The following is an 18,278-nucleotide window of genomic DNA, read 5'->3' on the forward strand; positions in this document are numbered from 1 at the left end:
GCCTTCGGGCCTGCAACGGATCCAGTCGCCGTCAGTCACCCTCGAGGCCGGCGCTGAAGGAAAGGGTGATTGCTGGGCCGCAGCGTGCACCGGCTCTACGGTTTGATGCTGGACAAGGCGGGGCGCTTCGCCTCCTGCCGCGTCAGCGACGATGACTGCCAGCAGTGTCCAGGTCGTCTTTTGCATATGGATGTCCTGCGCGCTAGTAGTCGACGGTGGGAAGCGATTTCGCAGAACCGATGTCCGATGCAGATTGCTCTCGGACGCGCTGCTTGCGTATGAGCGCCTCGGATTGAGCGACTTGATAGAGGCTTTGCAGCTTCGACTGCTCGTTGGTGAGCATGTTCTGCTCAGTCTGGATCCTGGCCTGCAGGTCCTGGATCGCCTTGGGGTCCTGGGCGGTGGCGATGCGGTCAATCAGCTGCTGCAGCGCCGAGAAGCGCTGGCTGGTGTTCTGGTAGGCGCTCTGGGTCGTCGCGTTGAGCACAGCCGCCGACTGCCGGCCCTGCTCGACGATCTGGCGCAACTCGGGGCTGAGCGCATCCATCTGTGTGCCGGACAGGATGCTGTTGGCCTTCATGATCGACTGCACCTGGCTGGCCAGCCCGGCATAGCTGGCCGAGGAGCCGTTGAGCGTGTTCAACAGCTCGCCGTAGCTGGGAGGCAGGTAGTTGCGCGCGAGGTCCGAGGTCTGAAGCAGCTGCTCCATGCCTCGGGTGCCCGTCATGGCGCTGTAGGTCTGGGTCAGCTGGTCCTTCGAGGCCTTCAGCTGGTCGTAGTGCTTTTGCATCGCGGAGATCTGCTGCTGCCAGTAGATGACCTGCTGTATCAGATTGGCGATGGCCGTGACGTCGATCACTGGGATGCCGGCCTTCGCGTGCATCGGTGCCAGGAAAGCCGCTGCAGCAAGGAAGAGGGCGAGAAGGTGCCTATGCATGGGGGGCCTCCTGGGTCGAGGTGGAACGGGCAGGACGGCTGGCCAGGGCCCTGCGAAAAGGAGCCAGCCATTGATCGGGCTGCGGCCCATGCCTCTCGATGAGCTCGCGCATGAGGCGCACGTTGCCGGTGCGCCCCGAGATGACATGCAGGGCATCATCGAAGCCGTGGAGATCGAGCTGCGCGACCACGCTCACGTGGTTCTGCTTGATGAGGAACTGGCGCGAACCAGGCTGGAGTTCCTGCTTGATGAGCGCGAACTCCCGCTCCGTCAGGTTGAAGCCCTGGGTGTACTCGTCGTGGTCCGCTTCCGGGTTGGGAAACAGGATCTTCGTCGGCGTCTGCTCGACGATCGCCCGCGCGATGCTGGAATCGAGCACATGGCTGGTGCTCTGGGTGAAGGTGGCGATGTTGGCGTTCTTCTTGCGCCATGTCTCCAGCCCGTTCTTGGCGAACTTCGCGAAGGCCGGGTCGCTCAGGAGCTTGGCGAACTCGTCCATCCAGCACACCAGGGGACGACCGTCCACCATCCGGTTGACGAGGTGAAAGAGGTACATGGTCAGCGGCGCCCGGACGACCTCGTTGTCCAGGAAGTCGGTCACATCGAAGCCGACCAGGAAGTGACGGGCCAGCAGAGGCCCCACTGCGTCACGGTCGTTGTCGAAGACCCAGGCGTAGTCCCCGTGCTGCGAAGCGCACCATTTGCGCAGGCGCGCGTGCATCCCTTCCGGATCCGTGATGTCGAGGAAGGCAATGAGCCGGGACAGGCGCCTGTAGGGTGGATCGAGTTTCAGGGTACCGCGCAGCGCCTGGTCGAGGTCGTCTTCCTGGCGCACGCTCAGGGTGTCGCTTGGCGTGCGCATGACCAGGCGCCTGAGCCAGTGCCGCAAGAATTCGACGTTGTCGGCGATCGCGTCGTCCAGCTGCAGAGGATTGCAGCCGGTGGGCGCGCCGTTCTTGAGGGGCAGGTACTGGCCACCCAGTGCCCGCACCAGGATGTGCAGGCCCTCGTCCTTGTCGAAGATGACCTGGGTCGCGTCCAGCCGATTGCGGATCGCCGCCATGCAAAAGCCCAGCAGCGTGGTCTTGCCGGTACCGACTGGCCCCACGCCCGTGATGTGTCCCACGTCCCGTCGGCTGCCGCCGTCCGGGCTGCGCGGATCGCTCGCGTGCAGCGAGAAGTAGTAGGGCGAGCCGGCGCGCGTCATGAACATGGTCAGCGCCTCGCCCCAGTAGTTGCCTGTTGCCCGGCCGGTCGGGAAATTGTGAAACGGCGACATGGCCGCGAAGTTGCGGCTGGTGATGGGTGCCTTGCGGCTGCGGTAGCCGAAATTTCCCGGCAGCTGCGCCCAGAAGGCAGCCTCCAGCGCCAGATCCTCCCGAGCCACCACCATCCCCGTGTCGCCCAGCAGGTAGCGGGCGCGTGCCACGTTGTCGTTGAGCTGCTTCAGGCGGGGTCGTCCCTCGGCTTCGCTGACGCCGTCGTAGGTGTCGGCCAGAACGTGCAGGCTGAAGTGGTGGTCGCCCACCACGAACCGGTTGCTCATCAGATCGTCCAGGGCGTCCTTGAGCTCCTCGGCCTGGGAGACCGCCAGATCCCCGGCGGCCGCCATCCGGTGATGCTGGCGGCTCATCATGTCGGCGGCGGTGCCCTTGGCCAGGAAGGTGAAGCTCTGGGTCAGGACGAAGGGAAAGGGCGCTGTCAGCAGGGTGCCGAACATGCCCGGTGCCGTGGGCGTCGGGTACTCCTTGATCCCCAGGAAGGCACCGATGCGGGTTTGGGTACCCGTGCGGTACTCCATGGCCTCGCTGCCGAAGAAGGGCCGGGTGGTGGCCAGGACCTCGTTCAGGGGTGAGCGAGGCAGCGGCAAGCGCTGCCATTCCCCGTTGACCAGCAGACCGTGGAACTCCACGAGGGAGGAAAAATAAACCTCCTTGCCCTCCAGACGATAGATGCCCAGCGCCTCGGGGTCGTAGCGCTCCAGGGCTGCGAGCAGCTCCTGGCGCAGCTTGGCGCAGGCGTCCAGGGAATCCCGCAGCTCCGATTGCGCGCCTTCGGGATCCGTGCGCTCGAGCAGGCGCAGCGCGACATTGCCGATGCGCGTGGGTTGCGGCCGAAAGACGACCGACAGGTACAGCTCGTTGACCATCAGCCGCTCGCCGGCCATCTTCCGGCGGTAGCGCTGCTCGACTTCCCCGGCGAAGCCGGGGACCGTTCGCCCGGCCGGGTAGCCGGTCTCGCGGCGCCGGATCACGTGGGTCCACAGCGCCAGGTTGGGCGAGGCGATGTTTCGCCACAGGACGTTGAGGCGTTCCTGCCAGCCGTTGATGTCCTCGTCGTCCGCGCTCTCGAAGCTCGCGCCGCCCAGGCGCAGGGTCTGGACGTAGTCGCCCGCGCGCGTGCGGGCCACGTGCTCGTCCACATGCGCCGCGAGCGGGATCATGGCCGCGGCGCCGACCTCTCGATGCAGCGTCTTCTCGGAGCGAGAGAGCAATTGCATGGCATCCCCCGCATCAGCTCACCGCCACGGGGGCCGTGCGCATGCGGCGGCGCCCCCGCAAATCAGGCATGTCCAGCGCCAGCGGACTGTACGAGTTGGCGCGCCAGAAGCGCAGGTTGCCGCCAAGCATCGCCGGAAGACGCGTGCGGCCCCACAACTGCAGCAGGTCGAAGAAGCGCGGCTCGTACAGGCACACCAGGTAAAGCACCCCGTGGATCGGCATGAAAGCCAGCAGCCAGGCGAGGTTCTTCGTCACGATGAACGACTCGGTCGTGACGACGATGTTGAACATCATGGCCGAGTAGCTGATGCCCCAGACCATCGAGGGCCGTGTCATGCCCACGAACAGCGGATCGGCGACGATGCCCTGATTGCGACTCATGGCGCGTGCTCCTCAGACCCCGAAGAGGCTGCGGATCCAGGAGACGATCTGCGGGCCGCCGAAGACCAGCACGGTCCCGATCACCACGGCAACCATCCACCACCAGCTCAGACGTCCGAACCAGGCCATGGCGCCGGAGACCATCACGGCGACCGCCGCCAGCGGCGTCAAGATGGCAACGAGCTGCTGCTGGGTGGCGTTCGCGCCGGTTGCGAACGGGCTGCTTGCCAAGGCAAGCTCGGGGAGGGCGGCAGCGAGCAGCGCGATGAGCAACAGTGCGGGCCAGATCGAACGGCCGCAGGCGACGCCGTGTGAGGCCGACGCGGTGGATGGGTGTGGGGTGCCTGAAGCAGGCTCCTCTTGGGTTCGTGCTGGCCCGCAGGACTCACGAGATTGCGCAGCAAGCACCGGAAGTGCCGCGCCGTGGACCAAGCATGCAGCCATGAAACTACTCCAGCGGGCGGGTGGAAACAGCACGGCTGCCTTGTCCAGGCGCAAGGGACCGCGATACAGGCGCTTCGAAGCGCCGGCCATTGCCATAGACATCCCACCAGGGCGCCGGTGCTGGCGCTGGCGTCGCACCCTTGCCCAAGGTGGGGTGGCTGCGGGCCGGCAGAGCGCCAGCAGTTCTCATCACAGTGGCCTGGCTTGCGGCGAGGTGGGACGCCGAAGCGATTTCTCGCCGGAGGCCTGCGATATCGCCCAGCGTGCGGACACGCTGCTCTTCGGCCTCGTTCGCCGCTTGCATGTCGGAGGCAGCGAGGCGCTCGGCCTTGCGGTGCACGAGACTTTCCAGCTGCTCTTCGGACTTCTTCAGCTCCTGGCGAAGGATCGCGATGCGGTCGTTGTCGCGGGCGGCCTGTTCGGACGCAGCGACGGCATGCAACGCGGCTGGCGGAACCTGCGCGAGCAGGATGCCCGTGTGGGCCATCAAGCCGACGAGAACATGCAGGCAGCGCCAGGCTGCCCGCTTGCCTTGATCGATCACGTCGCTGCAGTGAATGTCCCTTGCTCGCATGGGGCGCACTGTCTACCCAGGGCCATGCGTGTGTCGACTGTTTCTTTTGATAGTGGAGCAGCCAGCACTCGGAGAGCCAAATTCCCGGGGCACCTCTGTACGTGGGTGGACCACGAGCGGGTGCGGCAGTTGAGGCTGCGTGCGTGGCGGCAGAGAACTTGCACTGCGGCCCTCGGCGACGAACCCGCGCAGCACACCGCTTGGTGTGATGGCCAGGTTTTCTCCAACGGATGCGCGAGGAGCAAGGCATGGGCAACGTGGTCGTCTTTGGCAATCAGAAGGGTGGCGTCGGCAAGTCCACGCTGGCTGTGCTTTATGCGTGCTGGCTGGCCGACGTGCAGCGCCAGTGCGTGTGCGTGATCGACCTTGATACACAGGCCAACAGTTCGAAGTCGCTGCGCCGGTTCGCGGTGGGCACCGAGGCGGTCGAACTGTTCGGTCAGGGTGCGAGATCGATCGTGCCACTGCGTGACCAGGCCATCGCGCTCGTTGCGGGCAGCAGGAAGCTGGCCGACATCGAGCTCGCGAGGCCCGAGGTGGTGATCTCCGCATTCCGCAGCAACGTGCTGCGTTTGGCGCAGGCCTTCGACTCGGTCGTGATCGACACGCCGCCGGCGCTGGGCTTGCGCATGAGCGCGGCGCTGATCGCCGCGACCGCCGTGGCCTGTCCAATCGAGCTGGAGGAGTACAGCATCGACGGTGTCTCGGACATGCTCAAGACCATCTTTGGCGTCAGGCGGCGCTTCAACCTGCAGTTGCGTCTGGCGGGCATCGTGCTGAACCGGTTCAATCCGCATTCGCTGCGACAGAAGGCTGCGATGCAGGAACTGGTCGTGAATTTCCGGGAGTTCGTGATCCCGGCACGGATCTCGACCCGCTCGGCAATTCCCGAGGCGCTGGCCGCGGGTATGCCGGTGTGGCAGTTGCAGAAAAGCGCGGCACGCGAGGCAAGCTTCGAGGTGATGCAGGTGTTCGAGCTGCTGCAGCAGCGCATCACCGGCTCGGGCGAGACGACGCAAGCGCCAGAGGCGAGGGCATGAATGCGATGGACGGCCTGGATCTGAGTGCGCTGTCGCAGTTCAAGGCGGCCGATCTGCTGACCGGCGAGGCTGGCTGTCTCGCCCCGGGGGCGCCGGTGCAGGTGGCGCTGGATCGCATCGATCTTGATCCTGCCCAGCCGCGTCGAAGCGTCCGGGCCGACGGCATCGAGGAGCTCGCCGAATCGATTCGCCGCCATGGTGTGCTGGAGCCTGTATCCCTGCGATGTCACCCCGAGCAGGCGGACCGGTACATCGTCAACCGCGGCGAGCGCAGGGTGCGCGCGTCGCGTCGGGCGGGACTTTCCGCCGTTCCAGCGTTTGTGGATGAACGGGTCGATCCGTTCGCGCAGGCGGCGGAGAACCTGCACCGCGAGGACATGTCGCCACTCGATCTGTCCGCTTTCATCGCCGAGCGGGAGAGGGAAGGGCACTCGCGCGCCGAGATTGCGCGGCGGCTGGGCAAGCCGCGCTCCTTCATCACCGAGGCCGCGAGGCTCGGCGACGCTCCGGCGCAATTGCGATGGGCGGTGGAGGAGGGAAGGATCGGCGGGGATGTCCGGGTGCTGTACCGGCTGGTGGCCATTGCGCGCGATCGGCCGCAGGAGTTTCAGGAACTCCTGGCGCGGGGCGCTCCGATCAGTCGTGCCCACCTCGATGAAACGATGGCGCGCCCGCGGCCTTGCGAGCCCGATGGCTCGCCAGCGCCGCCGGCGGGTGAAAGCAAGGTGGCCAAGGTGACCAGCAGCGGACGCACGGTGCTGGTGGTGGAGCATGGCGGACGACGTGGGTCACTGCGGCTCAAGGCACAGGACAACAATGTCGGCGAGGTCCGGTTCGGCGACGGGACGCGCTCCTTGCTGCCGTTGGCGGATCTGCGGCCGGTGTGTTGGGCAACGGAGGAATAGCGATGCATGCCTGCGTCGAGCCGGGCAACCGGGCGGGCCTGCTCACGCGCGCAGGTTGCGCTGTATGGCCTTGCTACCTGGGGCACCGGCGCAGGCTGGCGTGCCGTCGGTCAGCGGGCATCGGCAGGCCGCATTCGCGGGATCGGCCACCGCACGCGATCGACGCGTGCGTGCGGCGGGCGTTTCCATCTGGGTGCGCGCTGCGACGACGGGCCTGAGCGCAGATGCCCAGCGTTCCCGGTGGTGAGGCATTGCGCGGCTACGTGGGGCGGCTACCACTGGCCATCGCGTGGCGTCGCCGGTACTCGCACGGCGTCATCTGCAGGCTGCGCAGAAAAACCCTGCGCATCACCTCCCGGGATCTGTAGCCGCATTGCGCGGCGATGGCCTTGAGGGGGCGTGTGCTCGTTTCGATCAGGCGACAGGCCGTGTCCAGGCGAATCTGCTGCACACCGCGTCCCGGCGTGAGGCCTGTCTCGCGCTTGTAGAAGCGCGCGAAAGAGCGCGCGGACATGTGAACCTCCTGCGCCAGCCGGGCGACGCTGAGCTTCTCGCGCAGATGCGTCGCGATCCACAGATGCAATTCGGTGATCCGCGCGTCATGGGCGGGCTGCTCGATCAGCACGCTGCGATAGCGCTTCATGCCGTAGCGCCGGCTGCGCGGCTCGGGCAGGCGCGAGGCAATCGTGTCCGCAAACCCCGTTCCCCGGTCCTCCTCGACCCACGACAGCGCCAGGTCCACGCCCTGGCCGGGTTCGATGATCCGCCAGCCGCGCATGGCCACACGGGCGGCGAACGGGGCCGATCTCTCCATGCGGGCATACGGCGGGGCGGGCGGCGCAGGGCGCTTTCGTCGCCGCACGCGGCGAAGGTCCGGCACAAGCAGGAGCGCCTTGGCGCCCAGCATGGCGCAGCGACTCAGATGCCTGCGGCTGTTCGAGAGCCATTCACGCAGGCGCTGCATACTCAGCGGCGCCTGCGCAGCTGAAGCCGCCTCCGGCTCGCCGGCGATGACGAGTGTGTTCGCGCGACCCGCGAGCTGATGCGGCAACGCACCCGCGGACAGTGCAACACCGCTGGAACTGAGAACGGGGTCGCCCGCGGCAGAGATCAGTCGCACGCCATAGTCAGCGCTGTCGCTCCCGTTCCTGCGCAGGGCGTTGGCAGCCTCGAAGACCGCAAGCATGCCGCTGACGTCGACCAGAGGGAATCCGGGAAACAGCAGGAGCCAGACCTTGTGCATTGCCCGGAGCATCGTTCGCAAATTGGGAGTCAATTCGTGGTTCGCATCACCTCCCTGGCCCTGCGCTGAACCTCGCCAGCGCTCGCGAGGTTGGCAGAAATGGTGGTCAATTTGCCATCACGCGCGGGCGCAGCGCTTCTAGACTGTCAAACATTTGCCCCAAAGGTTCGCCTGGACCGATCGCCATGTGCGTGCAGCAGCCTGGCTCAAGGGCCGGTCGGTGCAGGGGCCGCCACCTCGGACGGCCGTGGTGCCGGGCTGTCGCCGGGGCAGCGTCGACCGCGCTTGCGGCGAAGAGGGGGCGTCGGCGCCGCAGGGAGAGCTCCTATGAACGACTGGACCCAGGATGTTCTCGGTCAATTGAGCGAGGCGAGCGAGCCATCCCAGGTGCTCGAGCAGATCCGCGTGGCGGCCAGGCACCTCGGTTTCGAGCAGTGCGCCTACGGGCTGCGCATCTTCGTGCCGTTCACCCGTCCCAAGACCTTGATGCTCAGCACCTACGACGAGCGTTGGAATCATCGGTATCTGGATGCGGGATACCTCCAGATCGATCCCACGGTCGCCCATGGGGTGCGCAGCCGGGCGCCGGTGATCTGGAGCGACGAGGTCTTTCGGGGCGCGCCGCAGATGTGGGACGAAGCGCGCTCCTTCGGTCTGCGCATCGGCTGGGCGCAATCGGTCTTCGAGGCCGATGCCCGCGTCGGCATGCTGTCGCTTGCCCGGTCGAGCGAACCGCTCTCGGCTGCGGAGATGCGCGCCAAGGACCCTTGGCTCCAATGGCTGGTGAGTACCGCCCACCGTGCACTCTCGCACCACCTGGGAGAAAGTCCGCTCGCCGGGCTCGAGCCGCTGACCAGCCGGCAGGTGGAGGTGCTGCGCTGGACCGCCGACGGCAAGACGAGCGAGGAGATCGCGGCCATCCTCGGTCTCTCGAAGCCGACGGTCAACTATCACATCACGAATGCGATCGCCAGATTGCGCGCCAACAACAAGAACTCGGCTGTGGCGCGCTCTTCGCGCCTCGGGGTCCTGAACTGAGCCGTTGGCCATTTCCGGCGGTGGCCGGGGCCGCGTGTGTGCTCACCGGGTCGCGTCGCCGCAGCGGTCCCGGCGCGGGCGCCAGCCCTTGTCCACGTCGATGAAGCAGGCGAACAGATACTGGCCCTCGACCAACACCGGCGGTGCCACCCGGTGCACATGAAGGCCTGCGCGGCGCAGGATGCGCTCGACACCCAGTGGCGAGGCGCAGATCAGTCGCTGACCGCCCTCCTTGGCGACCATCCGCATCGCCGCGCCCAGCATGTCCAGCGCGAGCGACGACCCATATGGATCCTCGTTCGCGCCGGGACGCGCGCTGTCGACGGCGGCGAAGCGCGACAGTTCCCAGATCTTCGGCGAGCATGGGGCAGGGGTGTTGCCGAGCAGTTGCGGAAAGACGGTGGCCAGCAGGTAGGGCCGGTGCGTCGGCAGCAAGCGGCTGGTGCCGACGATCTGGCCCTGCGGAGTGCGCACGATCAGATAGATGGTGTCCTTGCGGTCAAACTCGTCCAGCTCGAGCCGCCCGCGCGTGTGCAGTTTCCAGCCCAGCTTCTCGACAAAAACCTGGTGCCGGTAGCGCGCCATGTCGAACAGCACCCCTGCGGAGAATGAGTCGGCCGTTCCCGCGATGATCTCCATGACGTCACCTCTCGCTGCATAAGGCCGCATTACAGCTTGATGACAGACGCCGGGACACTGTCAGAGTTGATAGGGTCGGCGGCAGATGCGCCACCTGCGCGCGCGGGAGGAAAGCAGCGCGGCGCCGGAGTGCGACCGCGGCGCCGGCACCAGGATGAGGCCATGTCGCGAAGGCGGCGTCGCGCCGCGTTCCCGCGATGCGATCTGTGGGCGCCGGATGCGCCGGATGCGCCGGCTTGCCTGCCGTGCACACAGGCCGTTTTGCACGCGGTGCAATCGGACCGCTTGGCGGCTGCTTGCGGCGTGCCCGCGGCAGTAGGAGGACGGCGGGTGCGGCGGACGGCCCTGCAGGTGCGGGCGAAATGACGTGACGTGCAAGGGTTGATCGAGAAGGCAGCGCGAGAAAAACTCGCGGTTCGTGCCTACTTTGTCCGGCCATGCATCTCTTCGGCTTCGATTGCTTCAGTCGCCAGAGCCGCCTCGGCGTCCGTGGCCCGGGGCTCAACGGCACCGTCGTTCTTCTCGCGGTGAGCGCCTTTGCGCAGCCGCTGGCCGCTGCGCCGATGGCGCGCCTTGGCTCACACGGCTGCTGCGCATCGCGGCGGTGGGTTTCGGTGCCGGGTCTTCGCCAATCTCGGTGCCCGAACGTTGGCTGAGCCCATGGTCAAGACCCTGGGTCAGCCAGTGATCGTCGAGGACCATCCGGGCGCGGGCAGGGGCTGAGCGCATGGGGCGCAAGCAGGTCGCATCGCCGCTTCGCACCGCACGGGCGCTCCAACTCCCGGCGTCGTTCACGGCGCCGCGGGCGCCGGCAAGGCCGTGCGCAGCCGCGCCGTCTTGCGCATTGGTGCGCAGATCAGGGCGCTTCGCGTCGCATCCGGCGCGTCGGGTGGCCAGCTCGCGCACAGTTCGGCCATCTCGCCCTCCCTGCTGTCGCGCATCGAACACGGCCTGGTCTTGCCCTCGGTCGAGACGCTGGACCGTATCGCCAGCGGGCTGGACATGTCCATGTCGCGCTTTCTCGTAGACCGGTTCGATCGCACCGACTTTTGCCATGTGCCGGCCGGCAAGGGCATCCGCGTGGATCGCATGGGTGCGGTGGCCGGCTATGGCTACGAACTGCTGGGTCACCTGCTGTCCGGAAAACTCTTCGTCGAGCCCTGCCTCGTGAGGCTTGCCGAGGAGGCCGAACCCTGCACGCGCTTTCAGCACCCCGGCCTCAAGTTCCTGCACATGGTCTCGGGCCGTGTGACCTATCGGCACGGCGCGAAGGTGGCGGAGATCGGACCGGGCGATTCACTGCTCTTCGAGGCGAGTGTGCTGCACGGCATCGACGCCATCAGTGAGGCACCGGTCACCTGCCTGTGCGTGGTTTTCTCGCTCTGCGATTGAGGGCGTCTTCTGTTGTCGCACCGCTGCGGCAGCGTGGCGTTGCGGCGCGGGGCCGGTCCTTGGCTCCTTCGTCGCAGGATGTCATGTCCGCCGCCTCGGGCGGGAGATTTCGTCTGCTCCCTCGCGATCAGCGGCGAGACGGCGAACATGCGGATCGCGTCGCTGGATTCGGAGGTATTCGCAGTCCGTCAGCCAGCGGTGGCAAAGGGCGAGCGTCCTTCACGGCGGTGGGCGTGCCGAGAGGTCCAACTGGTGTCGGACGGACGCTATTTTTATATGATGCTGCGGAGCATAAATGCTCCGCAGCATAGCAATTCCTCATGATCTTGGCAACTGTCCCGGACAAACAGAAGGAGCTCGACAAATGTGGCAAGATATATCATGCTATGGAGCATTCATGCTCCATAGCACAGCAATTGATCTGTATTTCCCAGCTCTGCACGCAACCCGACGAGGAATGCCGTGGTGAATCGCTCACGCATTCAAATTGCCAAGCCAGACATCGTGGCGTACCTCAACGAAAAAGGCCCACGTGTTCTCAAGCATCGAGAGATTGGAGCGATTCTTTCTGCCGAGCGTCGCGGGTGGAGGCTGACGCAGAAGACAACCATCGACGAGTTCATCGGATTCCTGGCAAAGAGCGCAGACCTCAAAGAGTTCGAGTTCGACTTGCCCAACAGACCCGAAAAGCTTTACGTCTGGGGGAGCGTGCCGACGCTGGAGATGTTGCTTCACCTGAAGGCCAACAGCTACTTCAGTCACTACACCGCGTTACGCATGCACGGCCTCACCGAGCAAATTCCAACGAGCATCTACATCAGTCACGAGCGCGCAGCGCAGAGTCCTCAAGCAGGTATCGATCAAGCAGCGATTGATGAGGCCTTCAAACAGGCTGCCAGGGAGACTCAAAATGCCGTGACCTTTGGCGATCGCCGCATCGTTCTTGTCAACAGCGCGAAGACCCTTCAGCTCGGCGTTGTGACGCAAATTGTGAAATACGGCGCCGCAGAAGAAGCGACAGTCCGCCTGACCAACGTGGAACGCACACTCATCGATGCGGTTGTGCGGCCCATCTACACAGGGGGTGTTTTCGAGGTCGCCAAGGCCTTCGAGTTGGCCAAAGAACAGGTCTCAGTCAATGGTTTGAGTGCCATGCTGAAAAGATTGGCCTTCACCTATCCCTATCACCAGGCAATTGGCTATTACATGGAGCGCGCGGGATATCGCTCCAGGCAACTCGACCTGCTGCGAAGCTTCCCGATGGCGCACGACTTCCACCTGACGCACGGGATGGCGGATTCGGTGTATGTGAAGCAGTGGCGACTTCACGTTCCGCGTGGCCTCTAGCGTCTGGTTGCGAGTTGATCTGCCACGTTGGCGGCGATCCGTACAACGTAGTCGAAATAGAAATCGAATCCCTTGAGTTCGACGCCCGGACTCACGGTGGCGGCCACCGCCGGAAAATCTTGACGGTGAAACTCCCTGTAGTTCTGAATCAGGCCGAGCCATTCGATCGGCACGCGCTTCAGGCGAAACATTTCAACCAGCATATCGATCGCCTCATCCGAGCTGACGTCCAATTTCAGCGTGCCAACCAAAGTGTAGATGTCGATGAAGTCCCGGGCTCGTGGCTTTCCTGCTCTGGACCGTTTGATGATGGGCTTGTATTCATCCATCTGCTGACAAAGCGCCCGCAGCTTTTCGCACACGATCATGATTGGCGAGTACACGTAGATTCGATAGCCATCGAGGTCAGCCACCTGCTTGCCATCGGTGTACTCGAAACGGCTGATGTCGATCAGGAATTTTTTGCCTTGTCCAATGCTGATGGCGTGACGGCGCAATGCTTTCAGGTCATCCCTGCTTTCGCCAAAGAAGGCCGCATCAGCAAGCTTGAACTCGATCGCGTATCCGCCCCAAAAGCCCGCCATGTCATCGGACAGGGGGCGAGGTTTTTCCTCCATCTTGATGTCGAAGACCTGATAGCCCGCTGCTTTGAAGGTCTTCTCTAGCGCTGCACCAATGCGCCTGCGAGTGGATTCCAGTCCATCGGGCAGATCGTGCTTCATCGAAAAATCGAGATCCACCGAAGCGCGCGCACTCAGCCGGTGAATGAGCACCATGGCATTGCCGCCTTTCAGTACCAACTTGTCCAACAATTCGTCATCTGAGAACATGGCCATGACGGCCAGTCGCTTGATCGTTTCAACAGCCGTTGCCTCTGCCGTCTTGTCAACCTTGTTCTTGGCCATTGGCATCACGTCCTTCCGTGAAAAATGACGATAGCGATGGCGCTGCCTTTGCAGGTGAACGACACGAGATCGCAGAGGCAGTTGCAGACAAGCTTTTGGCCGCTCGCATGTGAGCGAGGCTTGCGCACTTGAGGCGCAGGGGCTGCTTGCTCACGGGCGACGTGCCGCCCAGACGGTGAAAGCCCCCGCCGCGATGATCAGGACCACGCCGAGGGCAGTGTGGGGCGGCGGCACGTCGCCCCAGATCGCGTACCCCAGCAGCATGGCCCAGACGATGAGGCTGTAACGAAAAGGCGTGACGACGGAGAGATCGACGCCGCGGCAGGCGGCGATGAGCGCGTAGTTGCCCAGCGCCGCGCAGCCGGCGGCGGCCGCCAGCGCGGCGAGTTCGCGCCGCGTGAGCGGCGCCCAGTGCTCCACGAGACCCAGCAGCATTCCGGCCAGGCACACGGCGAGCGTCGTCGCGACGGCAATGGCCGCCGAAGGGACCGCGGCCGGGATGCGCCGTGTCACCAGGTCGCGGGCGGCCAGCGAGACTGCGCACAGCAGCGCGCAGGCGTGCCCGGCTGCCGGGATAGCGAGCTGTGCGGACGGCTGGATCACCAGCAAGACCCCGGCGAAGCCGGCAGCGGTCGCGAGCAGCCGGCTGCCCTGCCAAGGCTCCCAGCGCAGCGCCATCGCAGTGATGGCAATCATGAGCGGAGCGGTCATCATGAGCGTGCTGACCGTGGCGAGCGGCGCCAGCGACAGGGCGACCACGGAGGCGAGGGCGGTCGTGATCTCGAGCCCGCAGCGCACCGCGATGAGCGCGCGCAGCGCGGGCCGCCAGCGGGCCCGTGTCCCCCAGGCGATGGCCAGGACGAGGGCGCTGGCGAAGGCGCCGCGCACGGCGAGGACCTGCCCGGGAGGCAGGCTCTGTGCGATCAGCTTGACGAAGACATCGTTGAGCACATAGCAGCCCATGGCCACCAGCATGAGGGCGATGCCCCGGCGGTTGGCCCGCGCGCTAGCCATTGCCGGAAGACGGCGCTGCGGGCGTGGGCGTCTCCTGCGCGGGCACCGGCGCAGCAGCATCGCCAGCTGCTTTCGCATCCGCCACCGTCCCCGGTCTCGGCCCGAGCGGTGCGCCGCAACGCCTGAGCACGTCCCACAGGGCCTGCGCCTTGAGGACGATCTCCTCGACCTCGGCATCCGGGTCGGACATGGCGACGATGGCACCGCCGGCGCCGATGGAGACCCGCCCATTGGCTGCCACCAGGGTGCGGATCACGATGTTGAGCTTGGCCGCGCCATTGAGCGACAGATAGCCGATGCTGCCCGAGTAGATGCCGCGGGCGGCTTCCTCCAGTTCATCGAGGATCTTCATCGTGCGTACCTTGGGCGCGCCGGTCATGGAGCCGCCGGGGAAGGCGGCGCGCACGCAGTCCACCGCCCCGAGGTCCGCGCGCAGCCGGCCCCGGATGGTGCTGACCAACTGGTGCACGGTGGCGTAGGTCTCCAGCGCGAACAGGCTGGGCACGTGAACGCTGTCGATCTCGCACACCCGGTTGAGGTCGTTGCGCAGCAGGTCGACGATCATCAGGTTTTCTGCGCGCGTCTTCTCGTCGGCGACCATCGCGTCGGCGATCGCAAGGTCTTCCGCCGGCGTTGCGCCGCGCGCCGCGGTGCCCTTGATGGGCTTGGACTCCACGTCCCGGTTGCTGGAGATGTGCAAAAAGAGCTCGGGCGACGCACACAGCACGGCATAACCGCCGGTACGCAGGTAGGCCGCATAGGGTGCGGGGTTGTGCCTGCGCAGGACCCGGTAGATCTCCAGCGGGCTGATGCGCCCTTCACCGATCAGTTGGTTCGTGAGGCAGACCTCGTAGGTCTCCCCTTGCAGGATCTCGTGCTGACAGCGAAGGATGAGATCGCGGTAGGCGCTCAGGTCCACCCGCCACCCCAGTGGATGCAGATCACGGGCTGCATCCCCGCTGGCATCCCCGGCGGGCGTCTGCACGCCGCTCAGGCATTCGCGCATGGCTTGGATCCAGCGCCGGTTCTCATCGCCCGGGGCGGCCTCATCCAGGCAGACGATCCAGACCTGTTGCTCGGCATGGTCGAAGGCAAGGAAGCGGTCGGCGAGGATCCACACCGCGTCCGGGGTGTCGGCGTCGTGCATGCGTGCCCCGTCGAGCTCCCGCTTGAGTTCGTAGCCGAAATAGCCCACGAAGCCACTGGTGAAGTCAAAGGGCAGACGCGGACCTGTGGGCGGCAGTTCGGGAATGTGGTCGCGCAGATAGTCGAAGATGCTCTCGTCGCGCACCTGGACGGCGTCGCCCCGGCGCACCAGCAACTCGCGCGGCGCCGTGCGATAGGTCAGCACCTGGGTGTGCGGCCCACTCGCGTCGCCCATGAAGGAGAAGCGCGCCCGCCCGACTTCGGCGAGGCTGCTGTCCAGCCAGAAAGCGCAGTCGCTGTGCGCGAATGCGCTCACGAAGACGGCCTCGGGGTCGACCGCGGTGTCGATGCACTCGGCGTGCAGTGAGAGCGCCTGCGCACCCTCGAGCCGCAACGCGGGCCAAAGGCGATCCCGTGCATCGCGCTGCAGTGCCTGCGCGTACCAGTCCTGCGTCAGCTCCCTGAAATTGCGCAAGAGGCGCGCACCGAATTCCGTGCAGATCGACTCCGGATGGAACTGCACGCCCCACCAGGGGCGCGAGACATGGCGCAGCGCCATCAGTGTCCCGTCGGATGTCCAGGCGAGCGGCTCCAGGGATGCAGGCAGCTGCGTGACCGCCAGGGAGTGGTAGCGCACCGCTTCGAAACGGTCCGGGATGCCGTTGAAGAGATCGCGCTGCGCGTGCGAGACACGGTCCAGACGCCCGTGCATGGGCCGCACCGCCAGATCGACCCGGGCGCCGCAATGGTGGGCGATCGCCTGGTGGCCCAGGCAGACGCCGAGCACGGGCTTGCGCGAGCGCTGCAGCGCGTCTGCCGAGATGCCAAGGTCCGCGGGGCGCTGCGGACGCCCCGGGCCCGGCGAGATCACGATGTTGTCGAAGGGCATGCGCTCGACCTCGTCCCAGCTCATCTCGTTGTTGCGCAGGACGATCGGCGGCTCGGCGTTGCAGGCGGCCAGGTACTGGTAGAGGTTGTAGGTGAACGAGTCGTAGTTGTCGATCAAGAGGGTGCGCATGAGATGCTCCTTGGCACATGGCGGGCCTTTGCATCGTTGAAGAATCGAGTCGGGGGTGCAACTGCACGATGTGCTAGTTGCCGGGAAGCGAAGGACGTGCGGGGGGCACGCGGCAAGTCCCGCAGACTGCAGGGGTGTCTTGGCCGTGTGGCACTCGGCGCAATCGATCGTGGTGCCCTGTGTGGTCGAGGTGAGGCAGGGCAAAGGAGGGGCATCGACGGGGCGCTACGTCCTGCCAGCCGAACTGCGCGCAGGTTGCGCCCCGTCTTGCGCGTTTCATCACGGCTGTCCGTTCGCTTTCCAGCGTCCCGATCATCGTGCGCCAGAGTGGGCGGCTGGGCACCCGTGATTGCACGATCGAGCATGGGGCCACGGCCCGGGGTGGCTACAGGCGCGCCGGAGTGCCGTGATTTCGGTCAAGGCCGCAACCGATCAAGACGCAGGTCACGCGGACCGACGCCTGCCCGATCCGAAGGAGGCATTGCGCAGAAGCTCCCATCACACGACCTCGACCACGCCCGGCAGCACCCGTTCATAGCGTTTCATCTTCGCCGGCTCGATGCCCAGCCATCGGGCCACCTGCTCAGGTGATGTGCCGCGGCGCAGTTGCCTGAGCGCAAAGGTATGGCGCAGGCGGAACGAGCCGCCTTCGGGCGTGTCCATGCCGGCGTCCTCGAGCACGCGTTTCGCGCACTCGTATTGGGATGGCTTTTGCCACTGCTTGCCGGTGCGTGTGGAGGGAAACAGGTAGGTGCCCACGATGCCCGCTTCGGCTCGCACGGTCAGCCAGTGCTGCAGCAATTCCGCGGCCCAAGGTGCCAGGGGTGTCTCCCTGGCCGGCGAATTGCCGTCCCCCGGCACATGAAGCTTCCACGGCCGCTCGCGCACGCGGCCGCCATGTGCGACAGGCGAATCCAGCGTCAGCGCCCGCACATCCCCCGGCGTGAGCCCGGCGCCGAGCTGCAGGGCCACCGACGCCCGATTGCGCAGTTCCTGCCAGGTCAGCGCTGCGTGGGCGTTCCGTGGAATTCCCGGCCGCGGCCGAGCGGCCGAGACAAAGGCAATGAGCTGCCTGGCCTCGCTCACCGAAAGGTACTCCGGCAGGGGATCTGCATGCGCTGCATCGGCATAGCGCACTTCGGGATTGGCCGTGATCCAGTCCGCGGCAGCCGTGTTGACCAAGGAATCGGTCTGGGCCGCATGGTGGCGCAGCACCCGGTCGATCAGCCGCATCAGCCGCAATGCATAGCGGGGAGTGAGCGACAAATCCGAGGTCTTGCGGCCGAATCGCGCCGCCTGGAACGCCTGCAGATCGGCCAGTCCAAGGGAGGACAGGCTCACCACAGGCGACTGGCCCAGGCACCAGCCCGCGAAGGCGTCCCACATGTCTTGGTAGACCGAAACCGAGCCGTCCCGACGCAGCAGACCCGAGCCGCGCTGATCGGCCTGCCACGCCTCGAAAGCCTGTCCGAAGGCGGCCGCATGCCCCGCGGGAGGCGACTCGTCGAAAAGAGGAAGGGACATTGGCAACTTCAGCAACAGAAGAATAAACATACTAACGGCAACCGCGAGGTCTGCCAGTATCCAAGGACACTCCTGTCATACAGGGATGTGTCTGGTTGAGAAGGGCTGGATTCAAATCGTTTCCCGTTAGTATTTTTTTGACTCGCCCCAGGACCCTGGCTTCCGATATGACAGCTGGCATCGCCACATCGGCCGGGCTCAACCACGGCGCCTCCACCTGTCGTGGGGCC

16 protein-coding genes are annotated in these 18,278 nt (G+C 65.7%); 5 read left to right on the forward strand and 11 right to left on the reverse strand.

From position 1 onward, the window contains the following. Nucleotides 1-202: 202 nt before the first annotated feature. The 5 genes from ACTG4X_RS35720 to ACTG4X_RS35740 all read right to left on the reverse strand — a co-directional run bounded on the left by ACTG4X_RS35720 (nucleotide 203) and on the right by ACTG4X_RS35740 (nucleotide 4,807). Nucleotides 203-937, reverse strand: coding sequence for a type IV secretion system protein (locus ACTG4X_RS35720; protein WP_097201133.1), 735 nt, complete (start codon nucleotides 935-937; stop codon nucleotides 203-205). Next, the gene (locus tag ACTG4X_RS35725; RefSeq protein WP_097201134.1) at nucleotides 930-3,437 is read right to left on the reverse strand and encodes a VirB4 family type IV secretion/conjugal transfer ATPase; all 2,508 of its coding nucleotides are present in this window, start codon (nucleotides 3,435-3,437) and stop codon (nucleotides 930-932) included. Before ACTG4X_RS35725 ends, ACTG4X_RS35720 begins: the two co-directional genes overlap by 8 nt. A 13-nt stretch (nucleotides 3,438-3,450) precedes the next feature. Then, complete coding sequence (locus ACTG4X_RS35730; RefSeq protein WP_097201135.1) at nucleotides 3,451-3,819, reverse strand: type IV secretion system protein VirB3; 369 nt, start codon at nucleotides 3,817-3,819, stop codon at nucleotides 3,451-3,453. 12 nt (nucleotides 3,820-3,831) lie between these two features. Next, on the reverse strand, nucleotides 3,832-4,092 hold the full coding sequence (locus tag ACTG4X_RS35735) for a TrbC/VirB2 family protein (RefSeq protein WP_257015144.1): 261 nt from the start codon (nucleotides 4,090-4,092) through the stop codon (nucleotides 3,832-3,834). A 175-nt stretch (nucleotides 4,093-4,267) separates the two neighbouring features. Continuing rightward, nucleotides 4,268-4,807: a hypothetical protein gene (locus tag ACTG4X_RS35740; RefSeq protein ID WP_179830565.1), complete on the reverse strand. Its 540-nt coding sequence runs from the start codon at nucleotides 4,805-4,807 to the stop codon at nucleotides 4,268-4,270. A 278-nt stretch (nucleotides 4,808-5,085) separates the two neighbouring features. Between ACTG4X_RS35740 and ACTG4X_RS35745 the strand changes: the two genes are divergently transcribed. Both ACTG4X_RS35745 and ACTG4X_RS35750 read left to right on the forward strand, forming a co-directional pair. Beyond that, nucleotides 5,086-5,877, forward strand: coding sequence for a ParA family protein (locus tag ACTG4X_RS35745; protein ID WP_097201246.1), 792 nt, complete (start codon nucleotides 5,086-5,088; stop codon nucleotides 5,875-5,877). Further along, complete coding sequence (locus ACTG4X_RS35750) at nucleotides 5,874-6,782, forward strand: ParB/RepB/Spo0J family partition protein (RefSeq protein ID WP_097201136.1); 909 nt, start codon at nucleotides 5,874-5,876, stop codon at nucleotides 6,780-6,782. The genes ACTG4X_RS35745 and ACTG4X_RS35750 overlap by 4 nt, the downstream gene beginning before the upstream one ends. A gap of 259 nt (nucleotides 6,783-7,041) precedes the next feature. Here the strand turns inward: ACTG4X_RS35750 and ACTG4X_RS35755 are convergent, their stop codons facing one another. Beyond that, nucleotides 7,042-8,025 (reverse strand): GlxA family transcriptional regulator, encoded by a 984-nt coding sequence (locus ACTG4X_RS35755; RefSeq protein ID WP_097201137.1) that lies wholly within the window; start codon nucleotides 8,023-8,025, stop codon nucleotides 7,042-7,044. 327 nt (nucleotides 8,026-8,352) lie between these two features. Between ACTG4X_RS35755 and ACTG4X_RS35760 the strand changes: the two genes are divergently transcribed. After that, complete coding sequence (locus tag ACTG4X_RS35760) at nucleotides 8,353-9,063, forward strand: autoinducer binding domain-containing protein (protein WP_097201138.1); 711 nt, start codon at nucleotides 8,353-8,355, stop codon at nucleotides 9,061-9,063. A gap of 42 nt (nucleotides 9,064-9,105) precedes the next feature. On the opposite strand, the gene ACTG4X_RS35765 is transcribed toward ACTG4X_RS35760, so the two are convergent. Next, nucleotides 9,106-9,702 (reverse strand): acyl-homoserine-lactone synthase, encoded by a 597-nt coding sequence (locus ACTG4X_RS35765; RefSeq protein WP_097201139.1) that lies wholly within the window; start codon nucleotides 9,700-9,702, stop codon nucleotides 9,106-9,108. Nucleotides 9,703-10,521: 819 nt separating this feature from the next. Here ACTG4X_RS35765 and ACTG4X_RS35770 point away from each other — a divergent pair. Then, complete coding sequence (locus ACTG4X_RS35770; protein WP_097201140.1) at nucleotides 10,522-11,094, forward strand: helix-turn-helix domain-containing protein; 573 nt, start codon at nucleotides 10,522-10,524, stop codon at nucleotides 11,092-11,094. A 465-nt stretch (nucleotides 11,095-11,559) separates the two neighbouring features. Further along, nucleotides 11,560-12,441, forward strand: a complete 882-nt coding sequence (locus tag ACTG4X_RS35775; RefSeq protein ID WP_257015145.1) for a type IV toxin-antitoxin system AbiEi family antitoxin domain-containing protein — start codon at nucleotides 11,560-11,562, stop codon at nucleotides 12,439-12,441. On the opposite strand, the gene ACTG4X_RS35780 is transcribed toward ACTG4X_RS35775, so the two are convergent. From ACTG4X_RS35780 to ACTG4X_RS35795, 4 genes are all read right to left on the reverse strand, one after another. Continuing rightward, complete coding sequence (locus tag ACTG4X_RS35780; RefSeq protein ID WP_097201142.1) at nucleotides 12,438-13,346, reverse strand: nucleotidyl transferase AbiEii/AbiGii toxin family protein; 909 nt, start codon at nucleotides 13,344-13,346, stop codon at nucleotides 12,438-12,440. The genes ACTG4X_RS35775 and ACTG4X_RS35780 overlap by 4 nt on opposite strands. 150 nt (nucleotides 13,347-13,496) lie before the next feature. Beyond that, nucleotides 13,497-14,321, reverse strand: a complete 825-nt coding sequence (locus tag ACTG4X_RS35785; protein ID WP_097201247.1) for a DMT family transporter — start codon at nucleotides 14,319-14,321, stop codon at nucleotides 13,497-13,499. A gap of 31 nt (nucleotides 14,322-14,352) precedes the next feature. Then, nucleotides 14,353-16,524 (reverse strand): aminodeoxychorismate synthase component I, encoded by a 2,172-nt coding sequence (gene pabB / locus ACTG4X_RS35790; protein WP_097201143.1) that lies wholly within the window; start codon nucleotides 16,522-16,524, stop codon nucleotides 14,353-14,355. A gap of 498 nt (nucleotides 16,525-17,022) precedes the next feature. Continuing rightward, complete coding sequence (locus tag ACTG4X_RS35795) at nucleotides 17,023-18,048, reverse strand: tyrosine-type recombinase/integrase (protein ID WP_097201144.1); 1,026 nt, start codon at nucleotides 18,046-18,048, stop codon at nucleotides 17,023-17,025. Nucleotides 18,049-18,278: the final 230 nt, after the last annotated feature.

This window comes from Variovorax sp. YR566, from assembly GCF_051992195.1.
Lineage (GTDB): Bacteria > Pseudomonadota > Gammaproteobacteria > Burkholderiales > Burkholderiaceae_C > Variovorax.

What these genes read in the sequence shown, in the direction of transcription:
- ACTG4X_RS35785 (WP_097201247.1), bottom strand. Translation starts at nt 14,321, where the DNA reads ATGCTGGTGGCCATGGGCTGCTATGTGCTCAACGATGTCTTCGTCAAG.
- ACTG4X_RS35755 (WP_097201137.1), bottom strand. Translation starts at nt 8,025, where the DNA reads ATGCACAAGGTCTGGCTCCTGCTGTTTCCCGGATTCCCTCTGGTCGAC.
- ACTG4X_RS35745 (WP_097201246.1), top strand. Translation starts at nt 5,086, where the DNA reads ATGGGCAACGTGGTCGTCTTTGGCAATCAGAAGGGTGGCGTCGGCAAG.
- ACTG4X_RS35725 (WP_097201134.1), bottom strand. Translation starts at nt 3,437, where the DNA reads ATGCAATTGCTCTCTCGCTCCGAGAAGACGCTGCATCGAGAGGTCGGC.
- ACTG4X_RS35765 (WP_097201139.1), bottom strand. Translation starts at nt 9,702, where the DNA reads ATGGAGATCATCGCGGGAACGGCCGACTCATTCTCCGCAGGGGTGCTG.
- ACTG4X_RS35760 (WP_097201138.1), top strand. Translation starts at nt 8,353, where the DNA reads ATGAACGACTGGACCCAGGATGTTCTCGGTCAATTGAGCGAGGCGAGC.
- ACTG4X_RS35795 (WP_097201144.1), bottom strand. Translation starts at nt 18,048, where the DNA reads ATGTCCCTTCCTCTTTTCGACGAGTCGCCTCCCGCGGGGCATGCGGCC.
- ACTG4X_RS35750 (WP_097201136.1), top strand. Translation starts at nt 5,874, where the DNA reads ATGAATGCGATGGACGGCCTGGATCTGAGTGCGCTGTCGCAGTTCAAG.
- ACTG4X_RS35780 (WP_097201142.1), bottom strand. Translation starts at nt 13,346, where the DNA reads ATGGCCAAGAACAAGGTTGACAAGACGGCAGAGGCAACGGCTGTTGAA.
- ACTG4X_RS35720 (WP_097201133.1), bottom strand. Translation starts at nt 937, where the DNA reads ATGCATAGGCACCTTCTCGCCCTCTTCCTTGCTGCAGCGGCTTTCCTG.
- ACTG4X_RS35730 (WP_097201135.1), bottom strand. Translation starts at nt 3,819, where the DNA reads ATGAGTCGCAATCAGGGCATCGTCGCCGATCCGCTGTTCGTGGGCATG.
- pabB (WP_097201143.1), bottom strand. Translation starts at nt 16,524, where the DNA reads ATGCGCACCCTCTTGATCGACAACTACGACTCGTTCACCTACAACCTC.